20 protein-coding genes are annotated in these 18,438 nt (G+C 43.6%); 14 read left to right on the top strand and 6 right to left on the bottom strand.

Features of this window, described 5'->3' with window-relative positions:
- The first annotated feature begins 7 nt into the window (after positions 1–7).
- Positions 8–1,213 carry an MFS transporter gene (locus FED51_RS13245; RefSeq protein ID WP_053430875.1) on the top strand — a complete coding sequence of 402 codons (1,206 nt, stop codon included), beginning with the start codon at positions 8–10 and terminating at the stop codon, positions 1,211–1,213.
- Positions 1,214–1,226: 13 nt separating this feature from the next.
- On the top strand, positions 1,227–3,005 hold the full coding sequence (locus FED51_RS13240) for an IucA/IucC family protein (protein ID WP_053431953.1): 1,779 nt from the start codon (positions 1,227–1,229) through the stop codon (positions 3,003–3,005).
- Between the two features lie 315 nt (positions 3,006–3,320).
- Here the strand turns inward: FED51_RS13240 and FED51_RS13235 are convergent, their stop codons facing one another.
- Positions 3,321–4,217, bottom strand: a complete 897-nt coding sequence (locus FED51_RS13235; RefSeq protein WP_053430876.1) for a COX15/CtaA family protein — start codon at positions 4,215–4,217, stop codon at positions 3,321–3,323.
- A gap of 274 nt (positions 4,218–4,491) precedes the next feature.
- Here FED51_RS13235 and cyoE point away from each other — a divergent pair, with 274 nt between their 5' ends.
- The 6 genes from cyoE to FED51_RS13205 all read left to right on the top strand — a co-directional run bounded on the left by cyoE (position 4,492) and on the right by FED51_RS13205 (position 10,178).
- Positions 4,492–5,430, top strand: coding sequence for a heme o synthase (gene cyoE, locus FED51_RS13230; protein WP_053430877.1), 939 nt, complete (start codon positions 4,492–4,494; stop codon positions 5,428–5,430).
- Positions 5,431–5,506: 76 nt separating this feature from the next.
- Positions 5,507–6,553, top strand: coding sequence for a cytochrome c oxidase subunit II (coxB, locus tag FED51_RS13225; protein ID WP_010898766.1), 1,047 nt, complete (start codon positions 5,507–5,509; stop codon positions 6,551–6,553).
- A gap of 25 nt (positions 6,554–6,578) precedes the next feature.
- On the top strand, positions 6,579–8,441 hold the full coding sequence (gene ctaD / locus FED51_RS13220) for a cytochrome c oxidase subunit I (RefSeq protein WP_010898765.1): 1,863 nt from the start codon (positions 6,579–6,581) through the stop codon (positions 8,439–8,441).
- 1 nt (position 8,442) lies between these two features.
- On the top strand, positions 8,443–9,063 hold the full coding sequence (locus FED51_RS13215) for a cytochrome (ubi)quinol oxidase subunit III (protein ID WP_010898764.1): 621 nt from the start codon (positions 8,443–8,445) through the stop codon (positions 9,061–9,063).
- A 12-nt stretch (positions 9,064–9,075) separates the two neighbouring features.
- Complete coding sequence (locus tag FED51_RS13210) at positions 9,076–9,420, top strand: cytochrome o ubiquinol oxidase subunit IV (protein WP_010898763.1); 345 nt, start codon at positions 9,076–9,078, stop codon at positions 9,418–9,420.
- 200 nt (positions 9,421–9,620) lie between these two features.
- On the top strand, positions 9,621–10,178 hold the full coding sequence (locus FED51_RS13205; protein WP_053430878.1) for a DUF420 domain-containing protein: 558 nt from the start codon (positions 9,621–9,623) through the stop codon (positions 10,176–10,178).
- 73 nt (positions 10,179–10,251) lie between these two features.
- On the opposite strand, the gene FED51_RS13200 is transcribed toward FED51_RS13205, so the two are convergent.
- From FED51_RS13200 to FED51_RS13190, 3 genes are all read right to left on the bottom strand, one after another.
- Positions 10,252–10,548, bottom strand: coding sequence for a GNAT family N-acetyltransferase (locus FED51_RS13200; RefSeq protein WP_083445503.1), 297 nt, complete (start codon positions 10,546–10,548; stop codon positions 10,252–10,254).
- Between the two features lie 147 nt (positions 10,549–10,695).
- Positions 10,696–11,754, bottom strand: coding sequence for a sporulation integral membrane protein YtvI (ytvI, locus tag FED51_RS13195; protein WP_053430879.1), 1,059 nt, complete (start codon positions 11,752–11,754; stop codon positions 10,696–10,698).
- Between the two features lie 336 nt (positions 11,755–12,090).
- A complete protein-coding gene (locus tag FED51_RS13190) occupies positions 12,091–12,441 on the bottom strand; it encodes a YugN family protein (protein WP_010898757.1) in 351 nt (116 codons plus the stop codon).
- Between the two features lie 174 nt (positions 12,442–12,615).
- On the opposite strand from FED51_RS13190, the gene FED51_RS13185 reads away from it, so the two are divergent.
- The 3 genes from FED51_RS13185 to FED51_RS13175 all read left to right on the top strand — a co-directional run bounded on the left by FED51_RS13185 (position 12,616) and on the right by FED51_RS13175 (position 15,759).
- Positions 12,616–13,044, top strand: coding sequence for a CBS domain-containing protein (locus FED51_RS13185; RefSeq protein WP_053430880.1), 429 nt, complete (start codon positions 12,616–12,618; stop codon positions 13,042–13,044).
- Positions 13,045–13,228: 184 nt separating this feature from the next.
- Positions 13,229–14,320: a CAP domain-containing protein gene (locus tag FED51_RS13180; protein ID WP_053430881.1), complete on the top strand. Its 1,092-nt coding sequence runs from the start codon at positions 13,229–13,231 to the stop codon at positions 14,318–14,320.
- Between the two features lie 146 nt (positions 14,321–14,466).
- Positions 14,467–15,759, top strand: coding sequence for a homocysteine synthase (locus FED51_RS13175; RefSeq protein ID WP_053430882.1), 1,293 nt, complete (start codon positions 14,467–14,469; stop codon positions 15,757–15,759).
- A gap of 37 nt (positions 15,760–15,796) precedes the next feature.
- Here FED51_RS13175 and FED51_RS13170 read toward each other — a convergent pair whose 3' ends face one another.
- Positions 15,797–16,303: a PaaI family thioesterase gene (locus FED51_RS13170; protein ID WP_053430883.1), complete on the bottom strand. Its 507-nt coding sequence runs from the start codon at positions 16,301–16,303 to the stop codon at positions 15,797–15,799.
- Between the two features lie 149 nt (positions 16,304–16,452).
- On the opposite strand from FED51_RS13170, the gene FED51_RS13165 reads away from it, so the two are divergent.
- From FED51_RS13165 to FED51_RS13155, 3 genes are all read left to right on the top strand, one after another.
- Complete coding sequence (locus tag FED51_RS13165; protein WP_053430884.1) at positions 16,453–16,872, top strand: YlbD family protein; 420 nt, start codon at positions 16,453–16,455, stop codon at positions 16,870–16,872.
- 21 nt (positions 16,873–16,893) lie between these two features.
- The gene (locus FED51_RS13160) at positions 16,894–17,127 is read left to right on the top strand and encodes a YlbE-like family protein (protein WP_053430885.1); all 234 of its coding nucleotides are present in this window, start codon (positions 16,894–16,896) and stop codon (positions 17,125–17,127) included.
- A 90-nt stretch (positions 17,128–17,217) separates the two neighbouring features.
- Entirely contained in the window at positions 17,218–17,643 is a 426-nt protein-coding gene (locus FED51_RS13155) for a DUF2846 domain-containing protein (protein ID WP_233443833.1), read from the top strand.
- Here the strand turns inward: FED51_RS13155 and FED51_RS13150 are convergent.
- The gene (locus tag FED51_RS13150) at positions 17,615–18,388 is read right to left on the bottom strand and encodes an ATP-grasp domain-containing protein (RefSeq protein ID WP_053430887.1); all 774 of its coding nucleotides are present in this window, start codon (positions 18,386–18,388) and stop codon (positions 17,615–17,617) included. The two genes, FED51_RS13155 and FED51_RS13150, sit on opposite strands and share 29 nt — an antisense overlap.
- Positions 18,389–18,438 lie beyond the last annotated feature (50 nt).

Genomic DNA, 18,438 nt, shown 5'->3' with positions numbered 1-18,438 from the left:
GAACGGTATGACCAAGCAGGAAAAAGGGTTCATCTATAGCTGTCTACTATTAACCTTCATATCAGAAATGTTGCTATCGCCCTTTTATCCCCAGTTGTTTTCTCATTTTTTTCAAGTGGACGGGGTGCAAGCAACGAGCTTATTCATTAGCTGTTGTCGTCTCGTCGTCATTTTATTAACGCCGCTGTGGGCATTATTAGCAAAACGTTGGTCCATCCGGACGTTCGTTGTTGTAGGTTTATCAGGTATGGCGGTAGGCAAGATGCTTTTACCGACAAGTGCTAGCTTTCAACAGTTTTTGACGATTTCCCTTGCTTTGCTCGTGTTTCAAAGTAGCATGTATGTCCTTTATCCGATGGTCGTTGCAGCTAGCAAACAAGGAGCGGGAAAAATATCGGCGACAACTCGCTATTTGTTTATGTTTCATGGGAGTGTCATCGTGTCGGGCATTGCTGGAAGCTATATCATCACCCAACCGTTCCCGTTACATGTCTATTACTTGTTCGGCCTGGTGGATCTCATCCTGATCGTCATTTGCTGGTTCATCTTTTCAACAAAAGGTGCTGAGTTTCCAAGTGAACGAACGGAAATGGGAGGAAAGGAAAGTGTGTGGAAATTGGGTTTTGCCCTATATTCCTTGCTCGTCTTTCTGTTTTATACTGGCCACCATATGATTCGCCCCTACTTCACCATTTTTGTTGAATATAGCTATGACACGTCGAAACAAGTAATGAGTGTGCTTTATGTGATGCCAAGTCTCGTGGCGATTGGCCTTCAGCCTTTTTTACCGAAGGAATCACTTAAGGCCCGTCTTCATATGAGCCTTCTTTGCCTCACAGCGGTTACGGGTATTCTCCTCCTTCTGCAAGTGGTCGTTGAAAGCATCGGGTGGTTTACCGTCATACGCATCCTTTACGGTATCTGTTTCTTTATTAGCCTCGCGGCGATCGACCTTCTTTTTTTTCAAACGAGAATTGGGAGGTCCTCTCCCTTGTCGTTTAGCCTTGTCACGTCGGTGCAAAATATCGCCTTACTTTTCGCGCCAATGGCAGCCGTTTTAATGGTGGAACGTCAAGGAATCGCAGGGCCATTTATTCTAAGCGGTATGCTGTTGTTCAGCTCGGCATTATGCGTGGCCCTGTTAGCGGTTCAATTCAATAAAGCGGAAATTTATCATCTGAAAAAGGGAGTGGAACAGCGTGACAATATGTAACACACCAATCCATATGTTAACGAATAACCATTGGGAAATAGTAGATCAAAAGCTGCTCGCGAAAATGTTGCAAGAATTTATGTATGAAAACATCATTTCCCCGACATTGGTATATCAATCGGGAGATATTCATACGTATGAATGGACAGATAAACAGGGGACGGTTTACCGATTTGAAGCAAAGAAACGATTATTTGATAGTTATATGGTGGTAGCTGATCGTATTGAAGTTGTTTCAGCTAGTGAGATTGACATTCCTAAATCGCTGTTATTGCTAGTAAGCATCCAACAAGAGGGACAAATGACAAGCTCAACAGCCGGGCATTTAGTTAAAGAATATTTACATACGTTGGTCGCTGACACTCATTTACGAGAAAAATCAAAGCGGGCTGGGGAGCTGGCGTCATTGGATTACGCAGAGCTTGAAGGAGAAATGACCGGTCATCCTTGGATCACCTATAACAAAGGACGAATAGGCTTTAGCTACGATGATTATGTTAGCTATGCGCCAGAACAGCAAAAGAAAGTGAAATTATCTTGGATTGCCGTGCATCGGCAAATCAGCTCATTTCACTCCATTGAAGGGCTCTCCTATGATAATGTCATCACAGGAGAATTGAATGAAAAGACGCGGGCCCAATTTGTCAACGAGCTTGAGCGGGCGGGCGTTGAACCTTCAAATTATTATTTCTTGCCGATTCACTTGTGGCAATGGGATCATGTGATCGTCTCTCTATTTGCTGCGGAAATAGCGGGAAAAGAGATCATCCCTCTAGGAGAAGGGGATGATCAATACCTTCCACAACAATCGATTCGCACGTTTGTGAATGTATCTAATAAGAAAAAATATCATGTGAAGCTACCGATGAGCATTTTGAACACTCTTGTATACCGGGGATTGCCGAGTGAACGAACCGTGATTGCGCCTGAGGTAACGGCATTTATGAAAGGAATTCACGAACAGGATAATTTTTTGAAGGACGAATGCCGTCTCGGTTTACTAGGGGAAGTAGCTACAATGAATGTCGATCATCGAACGTTTACAAAGCTAAAAGGAGCTCCCTATCAATACTTAGAAATGCTCGGTGTCATTTGGCGAGAAAGTATTTATCAAGAATTGGAAGATGGTGAACAGCCGATTACTTTAGCTGCCTTGCTCCATGAAGACAGTGAAGGGACATCACTCGTCCAAACGTACATTGAAAAATCTGAGCTTACCGTCGAGCAGTGGGTGAAAAAGTTATCGTCGGCCATTTTAAATCCATTGCTTCATTATTTATATCAGTATGGTACGGTCTTTTCTCCTCATGGTCAAAATACCGTTTTAGTGTTGAAAGATTATCAGCCAGAGAGAATCATCATGAAAGATTTTGTCGATGATGTGAATATTAGTGATCAGCCGATTCAGGAGTTACAGGCACTCTCCCCCGAGTTAAAGAAAGTGCTGCGGAGCGAGCCGCCCGAAGGATTAACACAATTTATTCTGACCGGCTTGTTTATTTGTCACTTCCGCTATTTAAGTAACATTTTAGAAGACAAGTTGGGTTTTTCAGAGTATGATTTTTGGAAGATTGTTCGGGAGACGATTCTCACCTATCAACAGAGATTTCCTCAATTAGCTGAGCGGTTTGAGTTGTTTGACTTGTTGAGACCGGAATTCACGAAGCTAACGTTGAACCGAAATCGGATGTTTGATTACGGATATGAGGATGATGGGGATCGCCCACATGCGAGTGAGCACGGAACGGTGACCAATGCGCTTCATCAAGTGACAACAACAATCAAACAATAAGAAGCTTCATTCAGTGGAGGCTTTCATCCTCTCGTTGAATGTTAGCCTAAGCCCACACGATGTGGCGAATGCAGTCTGTGTTCATTCACGCTTACCTCGTCTTCTTGTTGCCTCAAAGTCTTGAAGTAGAAGTCTTAGCGCTAGTTAATTGGGATAAAAGTGTACTTACGTAAATAGATTAAGGGAAGGCGGGGTGTCATGAGGAGCATCTCGTCTTTTCAGTATGTTAAGCACGCTGTGCATGTTTAAAGACCTAGTAGAACTCCCATAATAAAAAGTGGCAGTTAAGCAGCTGCCACTTTTTCTCGCAATAGGTTAAACCGCTTTGTTCCTTGATAAAATCATGACGATGTAACAAAGGGTTGTAAAAAGAATAGAAACAATGAGAGCGTGCATCATGGCGACGAAGAGCTCGTTCCCTGTAAGCACGATCGAGATGCCTGTAGCGTATTGGGTAAGGACAAGAATGACACAGAGAATATGGGTCCAGACGAGCGAGCGATAATGGCTGTATTTTCGTAATGTCCAGATGAGCGCAACCACGAGCAAAATGAGAAGAAGTGTTCCTGCCACGCGATGGAAGAAATGGGCTCCGACCGGACCTGATAGCATGGGAATCCATTGTCCGTTACAAAGTGGGAAATCCCCGCAGGCAAGCGTTGCTTGTGTATGCTTTACATAGGCACCGGTGTAAATGACAGCGTAACAATAGGCAAACACAGCGAGAATGTAGCCTTTGTACCCTTTTTTGACAATCGGAGCTGGTGGATTTGGTTTTCCGTCCTCGAACGCTAAGGTTGTGAGTAAGACAACGGTAGCAAGTGAAATGGCAGATATCCCAAAGTGAAGCGCTAGAATCGCGTGGGACTGTCCGAAAACGACGGCTCCGGCCCCTAATAAGCCTTGGAAAATAATAAATAAGACCGCTAAGATTGCCATGACTTTCGTTTCACGGATGTGTGAAAGTTTGCGCCATGCCCAAATGGCGAGAATGATGACCATCGCTCCTAAAAGGCCTGAGACAATTCGATGACTATATTCAATAATCGTTTCGATTGCAGGATTGGTAGGAATCACTTCACCAAAACAGAGTGGCCAAGTGGCGCCACAGCCTTCACCGGACTCTGTCTTTGTGACGAGCGCTCCTTGCATTAGGACAATCACCATCCCAATCGACGTGAGCGTGCCAAAAATCTTCAATGATCTATGCATGGATCTCACCTTTCTAAAAGTTAAAATAGAGAAAAAACAGTAAATGACTCTATAACGATCTTATGGAGTAGAAGAAAAAAAGTCAATTTCGTAACAGTGAACAAATAATGGAGGTTTCTAAATGTGAAGATCCTGTGAACCTTAGGATTTTGATGAAACGAGATAGATTTTGAGATATAATGTGTTTGTGTCATAATAAGGTGGAAAAAGTTCGCCTGCTTGTTTTGGCTTTTTTCGTTTGTTGGGGTGACGGTTAAAAGGGGGTGAAAGTTTGATGAATAAGCCGGATACGGCCATTGAGGCTGCGGATGTAATAGAAGCTGAAGCGAATGCATCATCGACGGTAGTGCAGCAAAAGTCTTGGAAAGATTATTTGACATTGGCTAAAACGGGGATTGTGACATCGAATCTTATCACAACCTTTGCTGGATTGTTTCTGGCTGCAACATACATTGGTGTCAGCTTATCTGACTATTTCTTGACGATCGTATGGACAATGGTCGGGGCAGCCCTAGTGATGGCTGGTGGTTGTACGTTAAACAATTACATTGATCGGGACATCGATCATTTAATGGAACGAACGAAGGATCGTCCGTCTGTAACAGGACGGTTTAGCGGACAGCACATTTTATGGACGGGATTTGTGCAATCGGCAGCTGGGATCTTTTTCTTGCTGTTAACGACGCCTGTCGCTGCTGTGATCGGATTCATCGGTTTGTTCGTTTATGTTGTGCTCTATTCCATGTGGACGAAGCGAACAACGACGTTCAACACCATTGTCGGTAGTATTTCTGGAGCAGTGCCTCCATTAATTGGTTGGTCAGCCATAGATGGGAGCTTGCATTCCTATGCATGGTTGATGTTTTTCATTATGTTTTTTTGGCAGCCACCTCATTTTTTAGCGCTTGCCATGAAACGTGTGGAGGAATATCGAAGAGCAGGAATCCCGATGTTACCTGTTGTTGCTGGCTTTGAGATGACAAAGCGACAAATGGTGATCTACGTCGTGGCACTGACCATCGTTTCATTGATGCTCTATCCATTCGGCATCATTTATACTACGGTTGCTGCCATCTTAGGGGTTGGCTGGTTAGCACTCGGTATCGCTGGATTTAAGATGAAGGATGACGTGAAATGGGCACGTCTCATGTTCGTGTATTCGTTAAATTATTTAACGATTCTTTTTGTTCTTATGGTCGTTGTCCATTTATAAATGGATGACGGCTATAATATAAAATTTCACAATTGTAGTGCTTAGCTACAAGGAGAAAGTGAGGTTTGATGGTTAGATGAAACTTTGGAAAACAGCGTTGCGCTTTCTTCCTTTATCACTCGTGGTCCTGTTTTTAGCAGGGTGTATGGGAGAAACAAACCTGACTGCGCTCGATCCACAAGGACCGCAGGCAGAATGGCTATTTGATAACATGCTTCTATCACTTTATGTGATGGCGTTTGTCAGCATTGTTGTCTTTGCAATCTTTTTTATCATCTTAGCTAGGTTTCGTCGCAAACCAGGGGATGATGAACTTCCGAAGCAAGTGCATGGAAACACAGCTTTGGAGATTACTTGGACCGTAATTCCGATTATTTTATTAACGATTTTGGCCGTACCGACGATTACAGGTACGTTCATGCTTGCGGATGTAGAACCAGATCCGGAAGTTGAGGAAGAAACGGTGACGATTACGGTTACAGGACACCAATTCTGGTGGCAATTTGATTATGAAGATGGATTTACTGCAGGTAACGATGTGTACATACCTGTCGGTGAGAAAGTCATTTTCGAATTGCATGCTTCCGATGTGATGCACTCCTTCTGGGTACCGGCTCTAGGTGGTAAGGTCGATACCATTCCAGGCATTACAAATCATCTATGGCTGGAAGCTTCAGAACCAGGCGTTTATAAAGGGAAATGTGCCGAGCTCTGTGGAGCGTCTCACGCATTGATGGATTTTAAAGTGATCGCCCTTGAACGAGATGACTACGATGCGTGGGTAGAGGGAATGATGGAAGCGGATGCAGAGCCGGATACAGACGATATCCTTGTTCAGCAAGGTTATGAGCTATTCGGAGCAGACGGACTAGGATGTATCGGCTGTCACGCCGTTGGCGGGTCAGGAACAGCAGCTGGTCCAACTCTAACGAACTTTGGAGATCGAACAACGATAGCCAATTTCCTTGAAAACAACGACGAAAATCTAGAGGAATGGATTCGTAATCCGAAGGCATTAAAGCAAGGAAATGACATGCCTGAATTCCCGGATGTCACTGATGAAGAAATGGAAGCTTTAATCGCATACTTGCGATCACTATCTGTTCGAGAGCTTGATGAGTAAACCGGACTAAAGGAGGTAGACCTAATTGGCTACGGCTACGCAAAAGAAAGAAAAAAGCGTATTATGGGATTGGCTAACAACCGTTGACCATAAAAAGCTAGGCATCATGTATTTGATCGCTGGCGCGCTATTCTTCGTTAAAGCTGGGATTATGGCGCTATTTATGCGGATTCAGCTCATGTATCCACAAATGAATTTTATTAGCGGTCAAACCTTTAACGAATTCATTACGATGCATGGAACGATCATGCTCTTTTTAGCGGCCACACCGTTATTGTTTGCGTTTATGAACTTTGTCATTCCACTCCAAATTGGAGCTCGTGATGTGGCGTTTCCGTTCGTTAACGCCCTCGGGTTTTGGATTTTCTTCTCAGGCGGACTGCTTTTAAGCTTGAGTTGGTTTTTTGGCGGAGCACCTGATGCAGGGTGGACCGCGTATGTTCCTCTCTCCAGTCGTGATTATGCTGGACTTGGCTTAGACTTCTATGTCCTTGGCTTACAGGTGAGCGGGATTGGAACACTTATTTCAGCGATTAACTTTTTGGTAACGATCGTCAACATGCGTGCACCTGGTATGACGATGATGCGCTTGCCTTTATTCGTATGGACGTCGTTCATTACGTCAACGCTTATTTTATTCGCGTTTACACCACTTGCCGCTGGGCTTGCGTTACTAATGTTAGACCGTCTTTTTGATGGACAGTTTTTCATCCCAGAGATGGGCGGTAACGTCATACTGTGGCAGCATATTTTCTGGATTTTTGGTCACCCTGAAGTATACATTCTCGTATTACCAGCATTCGGAATTATTTCTGAGGTTATTCCGGCATTCTCTCGTAAACGTTTGTTCGGTTACACAGCGATGGTCTTTGCTACAATGATTATCGCATTCCTCGGGTTTATGGTATGGGCCCACCATATGTTTACGGTTGGATTAGGTCCGGTAGCAAACTCAATCTTTGCGATTGCAACGATGACGATTGCTGTTCCGACAGGTATTAAAATCTTTAACTGGTTATTTACGATGTGGGGCGGTAAGATTACGTTTAATACAGCGATGCTGTTTGCATCTTCCTTTGTCCCAACGTTCGTTCTTGGTGGGGTTACTGGGGTTATGCTTGCGATGGCGCCTGTTGACCATTTGTACCACGATACGTATTTCGTCGTGGCCCACTTCCACTACATTATTGTCGGTGGTATCGTATTGTCCCTATTTGCAGGACTGTTCTATTGGTATCCGAAAATGTTTGGCCACAAGCTGAACGAAACTTTAGGAAAAATCTTTTTCTGGCTTTTCTACATCGGATTCCATTTGACGTTCTTCGTTCAACATTTACTCGGACTCATGGGAATGCCGCGCCGGGTATACACATACCTTGACGGACAAGGCTTAAATGAATTTAACTTTGTGAGTACGCTCGGAACGTTCTTAATGGCAGCAGGGGTGATTATTCTTGTCATTAATGTCATCTACTCTGCGTATAAAGGAGAGCGTGTAACGGTAGCCGATCCATGGGATGCTCGTACCCTTGAGTGGGCAACGCCAACACCTGTACCTGAGTACAACTTTGCCCAAACACCGCAAGTCCGTTCTCTCGATCCTTGGTTCTATGAGAAGGTGCATGGGGATGGAAAGATGAAGCCAGCAGAACCAATCCAACCGATCCATATGCCGAACGGTTCAATTTTACCGTTACTCATCTCTGTCGGATTGTTCTTTGCTGCTTTTGGTTTGATCATGCTTGAAATGGAAAACCCGATTATTAATCCGTGGATTGTCTGTATCGGTGGTTTCATCATTACGTTTGGTAGTATGCTTGCACGTTCAGTGAAAGAAGATCACGGCTACTACATTCCTGTTGAAGACATTAAAAAGGAGGTAGACTAAGATGGCTGGACATGTTGATACATCCAAAGGACTACCTTCTCATCCGGAGCGAGCAACCCTTGAAGGAAAAAATAAGTTTCTCGGCTTTTGGTTCTTCCTCGGTGGGGAGACAATCCTTTTTGCCACGTTTTTCGGAACCTATTTAGGTCTTCGTAGCGGAACAGCGGATGGCCCATTACCACAGGATATCTTTGCACTACCTCTTGTCTTCATTATGACGATGCTACTTTTAACAAGTAGTTTGACAAGTGTTATTGCGATGGCTGCCATGAAGAAAAATAAATTCGGTGCCATGAAACTATGGATGTGGATTACAGTATTACTTGGCCTTGGATTCCTTGGCTTTGAGATTTATGAATTCTATGAGTATGTGCACCATTATGAGCTTGGCTTCTCTACAAGTGCATTTGCATCTTCTTTCTACTCTCTTGTAGGTTTGCACGGAGCCCACGTTGCGTTCGGTCTTTCGTGGATCATCACGTTGTTGATCCGTTATAACCGTTCCGGCATTACACTAACCAATGCACCGAAATTTTACGTAGCAAGCTTGTACTGGCATTTCATCGACGTCGTCTGGGTATTCATCTTTACGGTCGTCTATCTCATGGGAGTACTAGGCTAGGAGGTTGATCATATGGCAGATAATCTAAGTCAACCATTTGAGAAAAGTGCAATGACACAACAAGAGAAACGTCAAGCGAGCAAGGAAATCCGTAGACAGTTCATTGTTTTTGCGTTAATGATCTTCCTAACGATCATTGCGTTTCTAACAGTTGCCGCTGATGTCGTTCCAAGAACATTTGCAATTCCGTTCGTCTTGTTATTAGCTTTGATTCAATTCACGTTGCAATTGTTATTCTTCATGCACATGAAGGATAAAGATCATGGCTGGGCTAACGTCTTTATGATTACCGGCATTTTTGTTACGGTGCCAACAATTGCTGCGCTCATGCTCTTATTAGGCGTAACGAAATGGTAATTTGTTGTTTCAACCATCTCTTGCTCTGCAAGGGATGGTTGTATTTAATTATGAAACAGTGGAGTTTCCCACCAGCAGGAAAAAAGGGGAGAGATCCGTTTTTCGTTCATTAGATTGTAAACGGTCAGCTAAGCTCTATTCCTTCATTTGTAGTATAATGAACGGTGGAGAATGACGAGAGAGCAAAGGAGGAAAGCTCCATGAAGCAAAGTGGACAAGTTCTGTCCGAGGCACCAGTGAAAAAGCGAAATTACCGGCCGATGATTATTATTTTAACGATCGTGATCAACGGACTTGTCGCCGTATTGGCTGGACTGCCAGGAGTGGAAGATTTCGATGCATTTAATGTGCATATTTTACCAATGATGAATGCTATCTTTAATAGTTTTACGTTTCTTTTTTTACTAGCTGCATTAATTGCCATTAAGAAAGGAAATGCTGTTGTTCATAAACGGTTCATTTACAGTGCGTTTATTACAACATCGCTATTTTTAATCACGTATGTGACCTATCATTACCTTTCTCCTTCCACCCCATATGGTGGGGAAGGAATCATGGCGGGGATTTATTACTTCATTTTGTTTACGCACATCGTCCTTGCCGCTTTGATTGTCCCATTGGCGTTAACTGCCGTGGCGCGAGCATGGAACCAAGAGCATGAGCGACATCGGAAAATCGTCCGCTGGACCATGCCTTTATGGCTATACGTAAGTTTAACAGGTGTATTAGTTTATTTGATGATCTCTCCTTACTATTAGAACAAGAGGTTTTGAATCTGAAAAGAACGATACGATAATAAGCGCCGTTCCGTAATGGGCGGCGCTTAAGTCATTAAAGCTGCTTATAAAAGCCCGTTGCTTTCGGGACGAAGCCCGCAGCTTCATAAAACCGATTGGCTATTTGACGTTCCTGGCGATTTCCGCTATTCAGGACGATGGTGCTAATGTCATGCTTGATCGCCCAATCTTCTACCGCTTGAAGAAGTTTAGAACCATTCCCTTTTCCTCGCTCACTGGCATTGACCGCCAAGGCTGCGATTCGAACGTATGATTCATTTTTTCGAAGGCGAGCTGATGGATGAAGCCGAAAAACCCGATAGGAGATGAATCTTTTCTCACATAGAGCCATAAATGATAATCACGATGGGAAAGGAGCTTCTCTAGTCGCTTATACAGATGCTCTCTTTTTGTCGGATAGCCTAAGTCTTTCATTAAGGGTATGAGGCTTTCTGTATCCTCTAATGTGGCAGGGCGAATCATCCCCAATTCTTCCTCCTTATAATTTAAAATTCAACTTAATGATGCCAGCTTCTTTGGCTGATTGAAAGGCAATGACAATTAATGGACCGACAATAAAACCGACAACGCCAAACAGCATGAGACCGATGTACATGGCAATAAGCGTCGCAAGGGGTGACAAACCAATATGCTGCCCCATCACTTTAGGCTCGACTGTACGGCGGATGATTAAAAGAATCGCTGCTAAGATAAGAAGTTGTGTTCCGACTGCGACATTTCCGGCGATTAGCTGAAACAAGGCCCACGGACCTAAAATCGCAATCGAACCGATAATCGGAATAAAATCGATGATCCAGATGACGAATGCCATGAGTAGTGCATATTCAGGAACGATAAGAAGCAGGCCGACTAACGAAACGACAAAAATGATAATACTCACGAGAAACTGCGCCTTGATAAACCCTGAAACCACATAGGATAGACGTGAGGACATAAACGACACTTTATCCTGTGTTTTTTCAGAAAGGTAGGAATAGACTTTTTCTTTTAGTCGTGGCAGTTCCAACATAAACAAAAATAACGCGATTAAATAGACGATAATGGTGACTAGATAGCCTGGGACACTTGTAACGAGCGATGTGATATCACCGATCCAATCACGGTCTGATAAGTCTTGCCGCAGTTTGTTTAACGTATCGGTCACTTGTAGGTTAATTTCATAAACAAATTCTGGTGGTAAATCTTCATACCGGTGTTCCAAATCTCGCTGAAACAGGAGCCAAGCTCTGTTAATATCATTAATATATTGGGGAATATTTTCAACAATCGTAACCCCTTGCGTAATAACTGTTGTGACAACATAATAGCCACATAAACCAATGAGGCAGACGAAGAGCGTGAACACGACCATGACAGAGAAATTTCGTTTGAGCTTCGTCTTCACATGAAGATAATGAACTGCAGGTGAGAGAATCATAGCTGTGATTAATGCTGCAACAAGTGGAAGAGAAACAGGTAAAATGAAGTAGGCAGCAATCACTAGGATGAGAATGGTTAACGCGATAAGCACATTACGTTTCGTAAAGATGGCAGACAATTTCAAGCTCCTCTCTGAAAAAAACAACTACCTTTTATTATAGTATGGGACACGTTGATTGAACAGTAGGACGATTCGTTTTTCATTGAATCTTAAGGGATTGTCAGACGATTCATGTGAGGGGTGAGCGGTGGAACGTAGATTGCCTGTTACCGTATTTAAAGTCCGAAATGGCCCCCATTAAAGATCGTTATTTCTAGAACCTATGCACTATAACATGGGTAAAAGAACTAGGAGATGAAAGAGATCCCAACGAAAATGAAGATGATTGAAAAAAGACGAGCATCCCTGAGGATGACACGTCTCTTTACGTTTAGACAGGACTATGTATCGTTCCTATTCACTGTCAAGATTCGCTTTGATTTGTTCGAGCTTTTTTGTACAGCGATTGACGATTGGTTCAGGAAAGTCCTCGCCATCGTATTCTACACCGTGAGGGTAATAATGTTTGCCGAGAATCGGGGTGAGCATTCGTACAACGCAATCATCATGAGGGATGTCTCCTTTGATCGCATAGGCTGGGACACGAAGATAATAAATGTCCTCTTGATGGACAATTTTTAAATCAAATGTCACTCGTTCATAATCCCATTGACCAGCATGTATAAAGCCCGCTGATTCAGCAGCATGACGCAAGCTTTCAAATCGTACTTCGCGTCCTTCAAACTGAAACTGTTCAAATTTCACGTAAAGTCCTCCTTTTTAACAACATGACCAGATTTCCTCATCTAATGATAGTATGAATACGCTTAAGATGCAACGGATGATTCATGAATGTTTTATGGACAAAGGAAAAAGTATGTATGAAAAACAATCGTTGTGCAAACAGTAACATTGAACCAATCAAAAGGAGGAAATCGTATGGAACATATTCGCGATGTCATGACGACAGATGTTGATTACTGTTCACCTGATGACAATATTTTCGAAGTTGCGGTAAAAATGGAGCGAGATAACGTAGGGGCGGTTCCCATTTGTGAAGAAGAGCAACTTTTAGGAATGGTTACGGATCGTGACATTGTGATCCGAAGTGTTGCGAAGAAAAAACCAAATTCCACACCGGTCAAAGAGGTAATGAGTGAGCACCTCGTGACAGCGACTCCAGATATGACTGTTCAAGAAGCGGCCAAACTAATGGCGACAAAGCAAATTCGCCGTCTTCCAGTCGTTGAAAACAATCGTCTTGTCGGCATTTGTTCTCTCGGTGATTTGGCTGTTCGCGATTCTTCTGATCATCAGGCAGGAATTGCCCTTTCTGAAATTTCGGAGCCGTCAAACGTCTATCATTAAGAAAACGTTGTTATAAAAGCATCTGAACTGTTCAGGTGCTTTTTTTATCTTATATGGGATCAAACGGTGGGACTCGCCGATTGGCAAGTGTTCTTCATCGACAGAATGGGTAAAAATGTGGCAAGCTATTACAAAGGAAAAGAGAGTCACATCAAGAAAATGTAAAGGGAGAGGGGGAACTAAAATGAAAAAACTAGTCTTTCTTTTATTTATCGTACTAGCAGGGACTATTTATTATATAGAAGCGATGATTTACACGGAACAAGACGAAGTATTGGAAGAAAAGACAAAAGAAGAAACAGAAGCGCAAGAGACGATTGCATGGGATGGAGAGGCAGATGAAGTAGAGGAAGAAGAACCGATGCTTGTGCCTGAAGGAACGATTGATGGAATTTATCTCGGGATGACCAGTGAAGAGTTAGTTGACCTCGTTGGAGAGCCAACGCGAAGAGACCCTTCGGCATACGGGTATGATTGGTGGATTTATCCTATGCAAGAAGGTCAATATATGCAAGTGGGTGTGGAGGATGAAGCTGTCGTCACCTTGCTTTTAACGGGCTCTGATTTAGGGTTGGAGAAATTGGAGTTAGGAGCATCATATGATGATTTAGGCCATCAGTTCACATTTGAAAACCGCGTGAACTTTGAAGCGAATGGCCAATCTTATCAGTTTGAGTTATCCGATTCTGATGTCAAGATGAGACCATTGGTCGAATATAGTAATGGATATGCGGTGCTCTATTTCGATACGTTTGAAGATACATTATCGAGTATTCGATTTTTAGATGGTGAAACGCTCTTGCTTGAACGGCCATATTCAATTATTTATCGCGGCGAGCTCCCAGAGTATGAAGTGCCCTCACCAGAGATTCAAGAAAGAATCGAACAAGGGAACGCCCAGCAAATCTTTGATATTACAAATGTCATTCGCCATCGTCATGATTTACCAGCCTATGAATGGGATGAGGCTGCTGCGAATGTTGCGTACATGCATAGCCGTGATATGGCGGAAAATGAGTACTTTTCCCATACTTCACCGACAACTGGAGAGCTAAGAGACCGGTTTGAGGACGAAAGTATTCTCTTTCGGATGTTAGGAGAAAACATTGCTGCTCATTATGTAGACGGAGCAGCTGCAGTAGAGGGATGGCTCAATAGTGAAGGACACCGTGTTCCTTTATTAAGTGATGAATTTACCCATCTAGGTGTCGGTGTGTTTGAAAAATACTATACACAAAATTTTTTAGTCCCATGGGATGAACATTTGCGCCATTAAAAAAAGAAGTACATGAAAAGGAAACTTGCCGATCGGCGAGTTTCCTTTTTGACGATTTTAGTCAATAATGTTCGTTAGATTTCTTGACAAGTCAGAATTGTATGACTACGATGGAGGCATATCTTAACAGTTTGGGGGAAAATTTGATGAATCATGAAAACCAATGGCAGTTAGAAACAAAGGCCGTTCATTCAGGACAGGAGATCGATCCGACAACGTTGTCGCGAGCCGTCCCATTGTATCAAACGACGTCCTACGGATTTAAAGATACAGACCATGCGGCGAATTTATTTTCACTAAGTGAATTTGGCAATATCTATACCCGATTGATGAACCCAACGACAGATGTGTTTGAAAAACGTGTGGCTGCGTTAGAGGGAGGAGCGGCAGCTTTAGCGACGGCCTCAGGGCAGGCGGCCATTACGTATTCGATTTTAAATATTGCGGAGGCTGGAGATGAAATCGTGTCCGCTAGTAGCCTTTACGGCGGAACGTATAATTTATTTTCGATTACGTTGCCAAAGCTAGGGGTAAACGTCCGTTTCGTTGATCCATCGGAACCAGAAAACTTCAAAGCAGCGATTACTGAAAAGACGAAAGCCATTTTCGCTGAGTCGATTGGAAACCCTAAGGGAGACGTGTTAGATATTGAAGCGGTGGCGAAAGTTGCACACGATCATCACCTTCCCCTCATTGTCGATAACACGTTTCCAAGCCCATATTTGCTTCAACCGATAAAGCACGGCGCAGACATTGTTGTGCATTCAGCAACAAAATTTATCGGCGGTCATGGGACGTCGATAGGAGGGATCATTGTCGATGGAGGGACGTTTGATTGGGCGAAAACGGATCGATATCCAGGGCTAACAACACCTGATCCGAGTTACCACGGTGTTGTATATACAGATGCGGTCGGTCCAATTGCTTATATTATTAAAGCGCGTGTTCAGCTATTGCGTGACATGGGGGCAGCCATATCGCCATTTAACTCGTTTTTACTGTTACAAGGGTTGGAAACGTTGCATTTACGGATGGAGAGACATAGTGAAAATGCCTACAAAGTAGCAGAGTTCCTTGAGCAACATCAAGCGGTCGAATCGGTGAGCTACTCTGGACTGCCATCCCATCCATCCTACCCATTAGCGAAAAAATACTTGCCTAAAGGCCAAGGGGCTATCTTAACGTTCGAGGTAAAGGGCGGCGTTGAAGCAGGAAAGAAACTCATTCATTCGGTCCAGCTATTCTCCCACCTTGCCAACGTAGGTGATTCAAAATCGTTGATCATCCATCCTGCAAGCACGACCCACCAACAGCTCTCGGAAGCAGAACAGCGAGACGCAGGAGTGACACCTGGGATGATCAGACTTTCGGTAGGAACCGAATCGATTCATGATATTATCACCGATCTCGAACAGGCGATTGAGGCGAGTCAAGCGTAAAAAAAGCGGGAAATCCCGCTTTTTTTTGCGTTATAACTCATCCACGGCTCCGCAGAACAAAAAAAGATCCTGTACCCATGGCGACGGTTTCCCCCTGGTCGGTGTATACTTTTCCCTCTACGACGATTCGCTGTTTTCCTTGGTGAACGATCGATGCAACAGCTCGTAAATAGGTGCCCATCCCTGGTTTCACGTAATGAATGTTTAACTCACTCGTAACAGCCGATTGGCCGTCTGGAAGTTGCCTGTTGACCATTTGTCCCATCGCCGTATCTAATAATGTCGCTGTGATTCCCCCATGAACCATATTTAGCGGGTTGTTTACGAGCGGTCCGATAGGTAACCTCACTTCAAATCGACCATCTTCTCGCTCTTGACTTTCTATCTGCGTAAGGCTTGCAAGGTATGTCGCGTACCGCCTTTCTTGCTTGGCGAGAAGCCCATCAACGATAGACGATAAAACGTCCTTTTCCTCTTCATTCGCGGTGGACAAAAAACGCTCCATTTTGTCCTCGATTCGATCTTGCTGCAGTCGTTTGTCCATAAAATCGCCTCATTTTTTCCTTATTGATCATTTTTCCTCTTTATTTTACCAAGGATTGATGGACAGACCAACGAGAATTGGGCGCACATTGGACTAGGCATTTCCCTATTCTATAAATAAGAGGGTTGGAAAGGAAAGGTAGATGTCTTATGAGTAAAGAATCTCGTCTCCATCCAAGTGTCGCGGAGTTCAAAAAGTTTGTTCAGGAGCATCCATTGCTTATCCGAGAAATAAAACAATCAAACAGGCCGCTACAAGAAGTGTATGAGGAGTGGATGATTCTCGGAGAAGATCATGAGAAGTGGAAGGCGTATAAGAAGCAAGAGGAGGTTGCTGCCGATTCAGAGGTTGAAGAGCAGCCAGCTGAAAAGGCAGGTGAAAAACAAGAATCCACCGGACAGCTGCTTCAACTTGTGAAAAACATCAATATGAATGAATTGCAAGGGCATCTTGCGCAATTTAGCGAAGTCATTGGCAATGTACAAAAACTGATCCAATCGTTCCAGCAGCCAGGAGGGCAAGGTAGGGCGTCAGATCAGGACCATCCTTTTTCGTTTCGCCGGGATTAACGGTATGAAGGAGAGTGTCGTATGAGACGTGAAGTAATACACGTTATGGAAACAAACCCTGAGTTAAAACGTTTTTGCCGCCAGCATCCGATTTGGTATCGGCGATTAAGCAGAGATCCCCAACAGCTAGCCGAATTACAAAAAGAAGCTAACTACTTTTTTGGTCGAACCTTTGGCCAACGTGTTGATCGCGTTCAGAAAAACCTAGGTATGATCATGATGTTAATCGAAATGCTTCGGGCGACAAGGGGGTAGCTCAAGGCCTTTCCGTCGCCCGTTATACATAATTCTCGCAATCAGACTAATACTATAGGCAATCAAAGGAATTTTTCGGGAGTGATTTGGATGCGTGTTTTACTTTTCTTTCTTGTTGGATACTTATCCTTTTCTGGAATAGCTGATGGGACAAGCACCATATCAATTGAACCGATGCAGAGTCTTGGCGTTATCTCTGTCACATCAGGACAAGAGGAATATGAATTGGAAGTACGCTATGAAGTGAAGGGGGACGAGGTGTATGTGGAATGCATGTTGGATGGGTTTAAACTATCGCAGGAACACGTAGGCACCCCTCACCACGAGGGCGAAGGGCATTTACGAGTCTATGTGGATGGAGAATTTGTCGGTGCTCTTTTTCATAAAGGATTCGTTGTCCGGGGACTGAACCCCGGGAAGCATGAATTAACGGTTGAAGTCTTACAAAATGACCAAGCGCCCTACGGACTTGAGGAAACGATCACGTTTACGATTCCTGATGATAACGCTTCTTAACGTACGCTTCGATTCGTTTCACGATTGGGACATCGAGCATGTGCAAGCCTTGATTTCCAAATAATGTATTAAACTCGAGAAAATAAAAGTGATCGTTGACTAGGGCAATGTCAAATCCTGCATGATCAATTCCTAGGTCTGCCGCTACCTTTTTGACGAGGGTGATCGCTTCCTCTGGCACGTCATTAAAAAAAATCTCCCCACCTTGAGCCACATTGTTTTTAAATTGATGATCACTTTGGCGCCAGTAAGCGGCTACCACATCATCACCGATGACACAAATACGGAGGTCGCGTTCGATCGGTAAGTATTCTTGAACGTAAAAGTAAGGGTTTTGCTCCGCATATTCATAAAACTCCTCGGCCGATTGAATGAGAAAAACGCCTCGACCCATTGAGCTTCGATATTCTTTTGCCACAAAAGGAAACGTGAAGGTACTTAGCACCTTTTCAATGTTTTCTGGGTTTCGTCCTAAGATGAGCGTGAAAGGGACATGTTCAGGACAGACACTCCACAGTGCTCGAGTAACTTCTATTTTGTTATGGCCCATTTGTATGGATTGAATGCTTGGGAAAATAGGCTTCTTCATTCCGTATACGAGTGCGTTCACTTGCCAATTTTCAGGGAACAAACAAACGTCGGCTGCGATGATTTTTTCCCTTTCCTGAAACATGTGTTCAGGCTTTACATATTGAATGTTGGCCATTCCGATCGTGCGAAATGGATTAAATGTGACAAACTTCAAGGAGCTATCCCCTTTCTTGATAGACAAGCTATATTCAGTTAAGTCGGAAA

The sequence above is a fragment of the Halalkalibacterium halodurans genome, from assembly GCF_005671335.1.
Classification (GTDB): domain Bacteria; phylum Bacillota; class Bacilli; order Bacillales; family Bacillaceae_D; genus Halalkalibacterium; species Halalkalibacterium halodurans.
This window is presented reverse-complemented; position numbering and strand designations above follow the sequence as displayed.

Coding starts and splice junctions, on each gene's coding strand:
- FED51_RS13245 (WP_053430875.1), top strand. CDS start 8: ATGACCAAGCAGGAAAAAGGGTTCATCTATAGCTGTCTACTATTAACC.
- FED51_RS13240 (WP_053431953.1), top strand. CDS start 1,227: ATGTTAACGAATAACCATTGGGAAATAGTAGATCAAAAGCTGCTCGCG.
- FED51_RS13235 (WP_053430876.1), bottom strand. CDS start 4,217: ATGCATAGATCATTGAAGATTTTTGGCACGCTCACGTCGATTGGGATG.
- cyoE (WP_053430877.1), top strand. CDS start 4,492: ATGAATAAGCCGGATACGGCCATTGAGGCTGCGGATGTAATAGAAGCT.
- coxB (WP_010898766.1), top strand. CDS start 5,507: ATGAAACTTTGGAAAACAGCGTTGCGCTTTCTTCCTTTATCACTCGTG.
- FED51_RS13215 (WP_010898764.1), top strand. CDS start 8,443: ATGGCTGGACATGTTGATACATCCAAAGGACTACCTTCTCATCCGGAG.
- FED51_RS13210 (WP_010898763.1), top strand. CDS start 9,076: ATGGCAGATAATCTAAGTCAACCATTTGAGAAAAGTGCAATGACACAA.
- FED51_RS13205 (WP_053430878.1), top strand. CDS start 9,621: ATGAAGCAAAGTGGACAAGTTCTGTCCGAGGCACCAGTGAAAAAGCGA.
- FED51_RS13200 (WP_083445503.1), bottom strand. CDS start 10,548: ATGGCTCTATGTGAGAAAAGATTCATCTCCTATCGGGTTTTTCGGCTT.
- FED51_RS13185 (WP_053430880.1), top strand. CDS start 12,616: ATGGAACATATTCGCGATGTCATGACGACAGATGTTGATTACTGTTCA.
- FED51_RS13180 (WP_053430881.1), top strand. CDS start 13,229: ATGAAAAAACTAGTCTTTCTTTTATTTATCGTACTAGCAGGGACTATT.
- FED51_RS13175 (WP_053430882.1), top strand. CDS start 14,467: ATGAATCATGAAAACCAATGGCAGTTAGAAACAAAGGCCGTTCATTCA.
- FED51_RS13170 (WP_053430883.1), bottom strand. CDS start 16,303: ATGGACAAACGACTGCAGCAAGATCGAATCGAGGACAAAATGGAGCGT.
- FED51_RS13165 (WP_053430884.1), top strand. CDS start 16,453: ATGAGTAAAGAATCTCGTCTCCATCCAAGTGTCGCGGAGTTCAAAAAG.
- FED51_RS13160 (WP_053430885.1), top strand. CDS start 16,894: ATGAGACGTGAAGTAATACACGTTATGGAAACAAACCCTGAGTTAAAA.
- FED51_RS13155 (WP_233443833.1), top strand. CDS start 17,218: ATGCGTGTTTTACTTTTCTTTCTTGTTGGATACTTATCCTTTTCTGGA.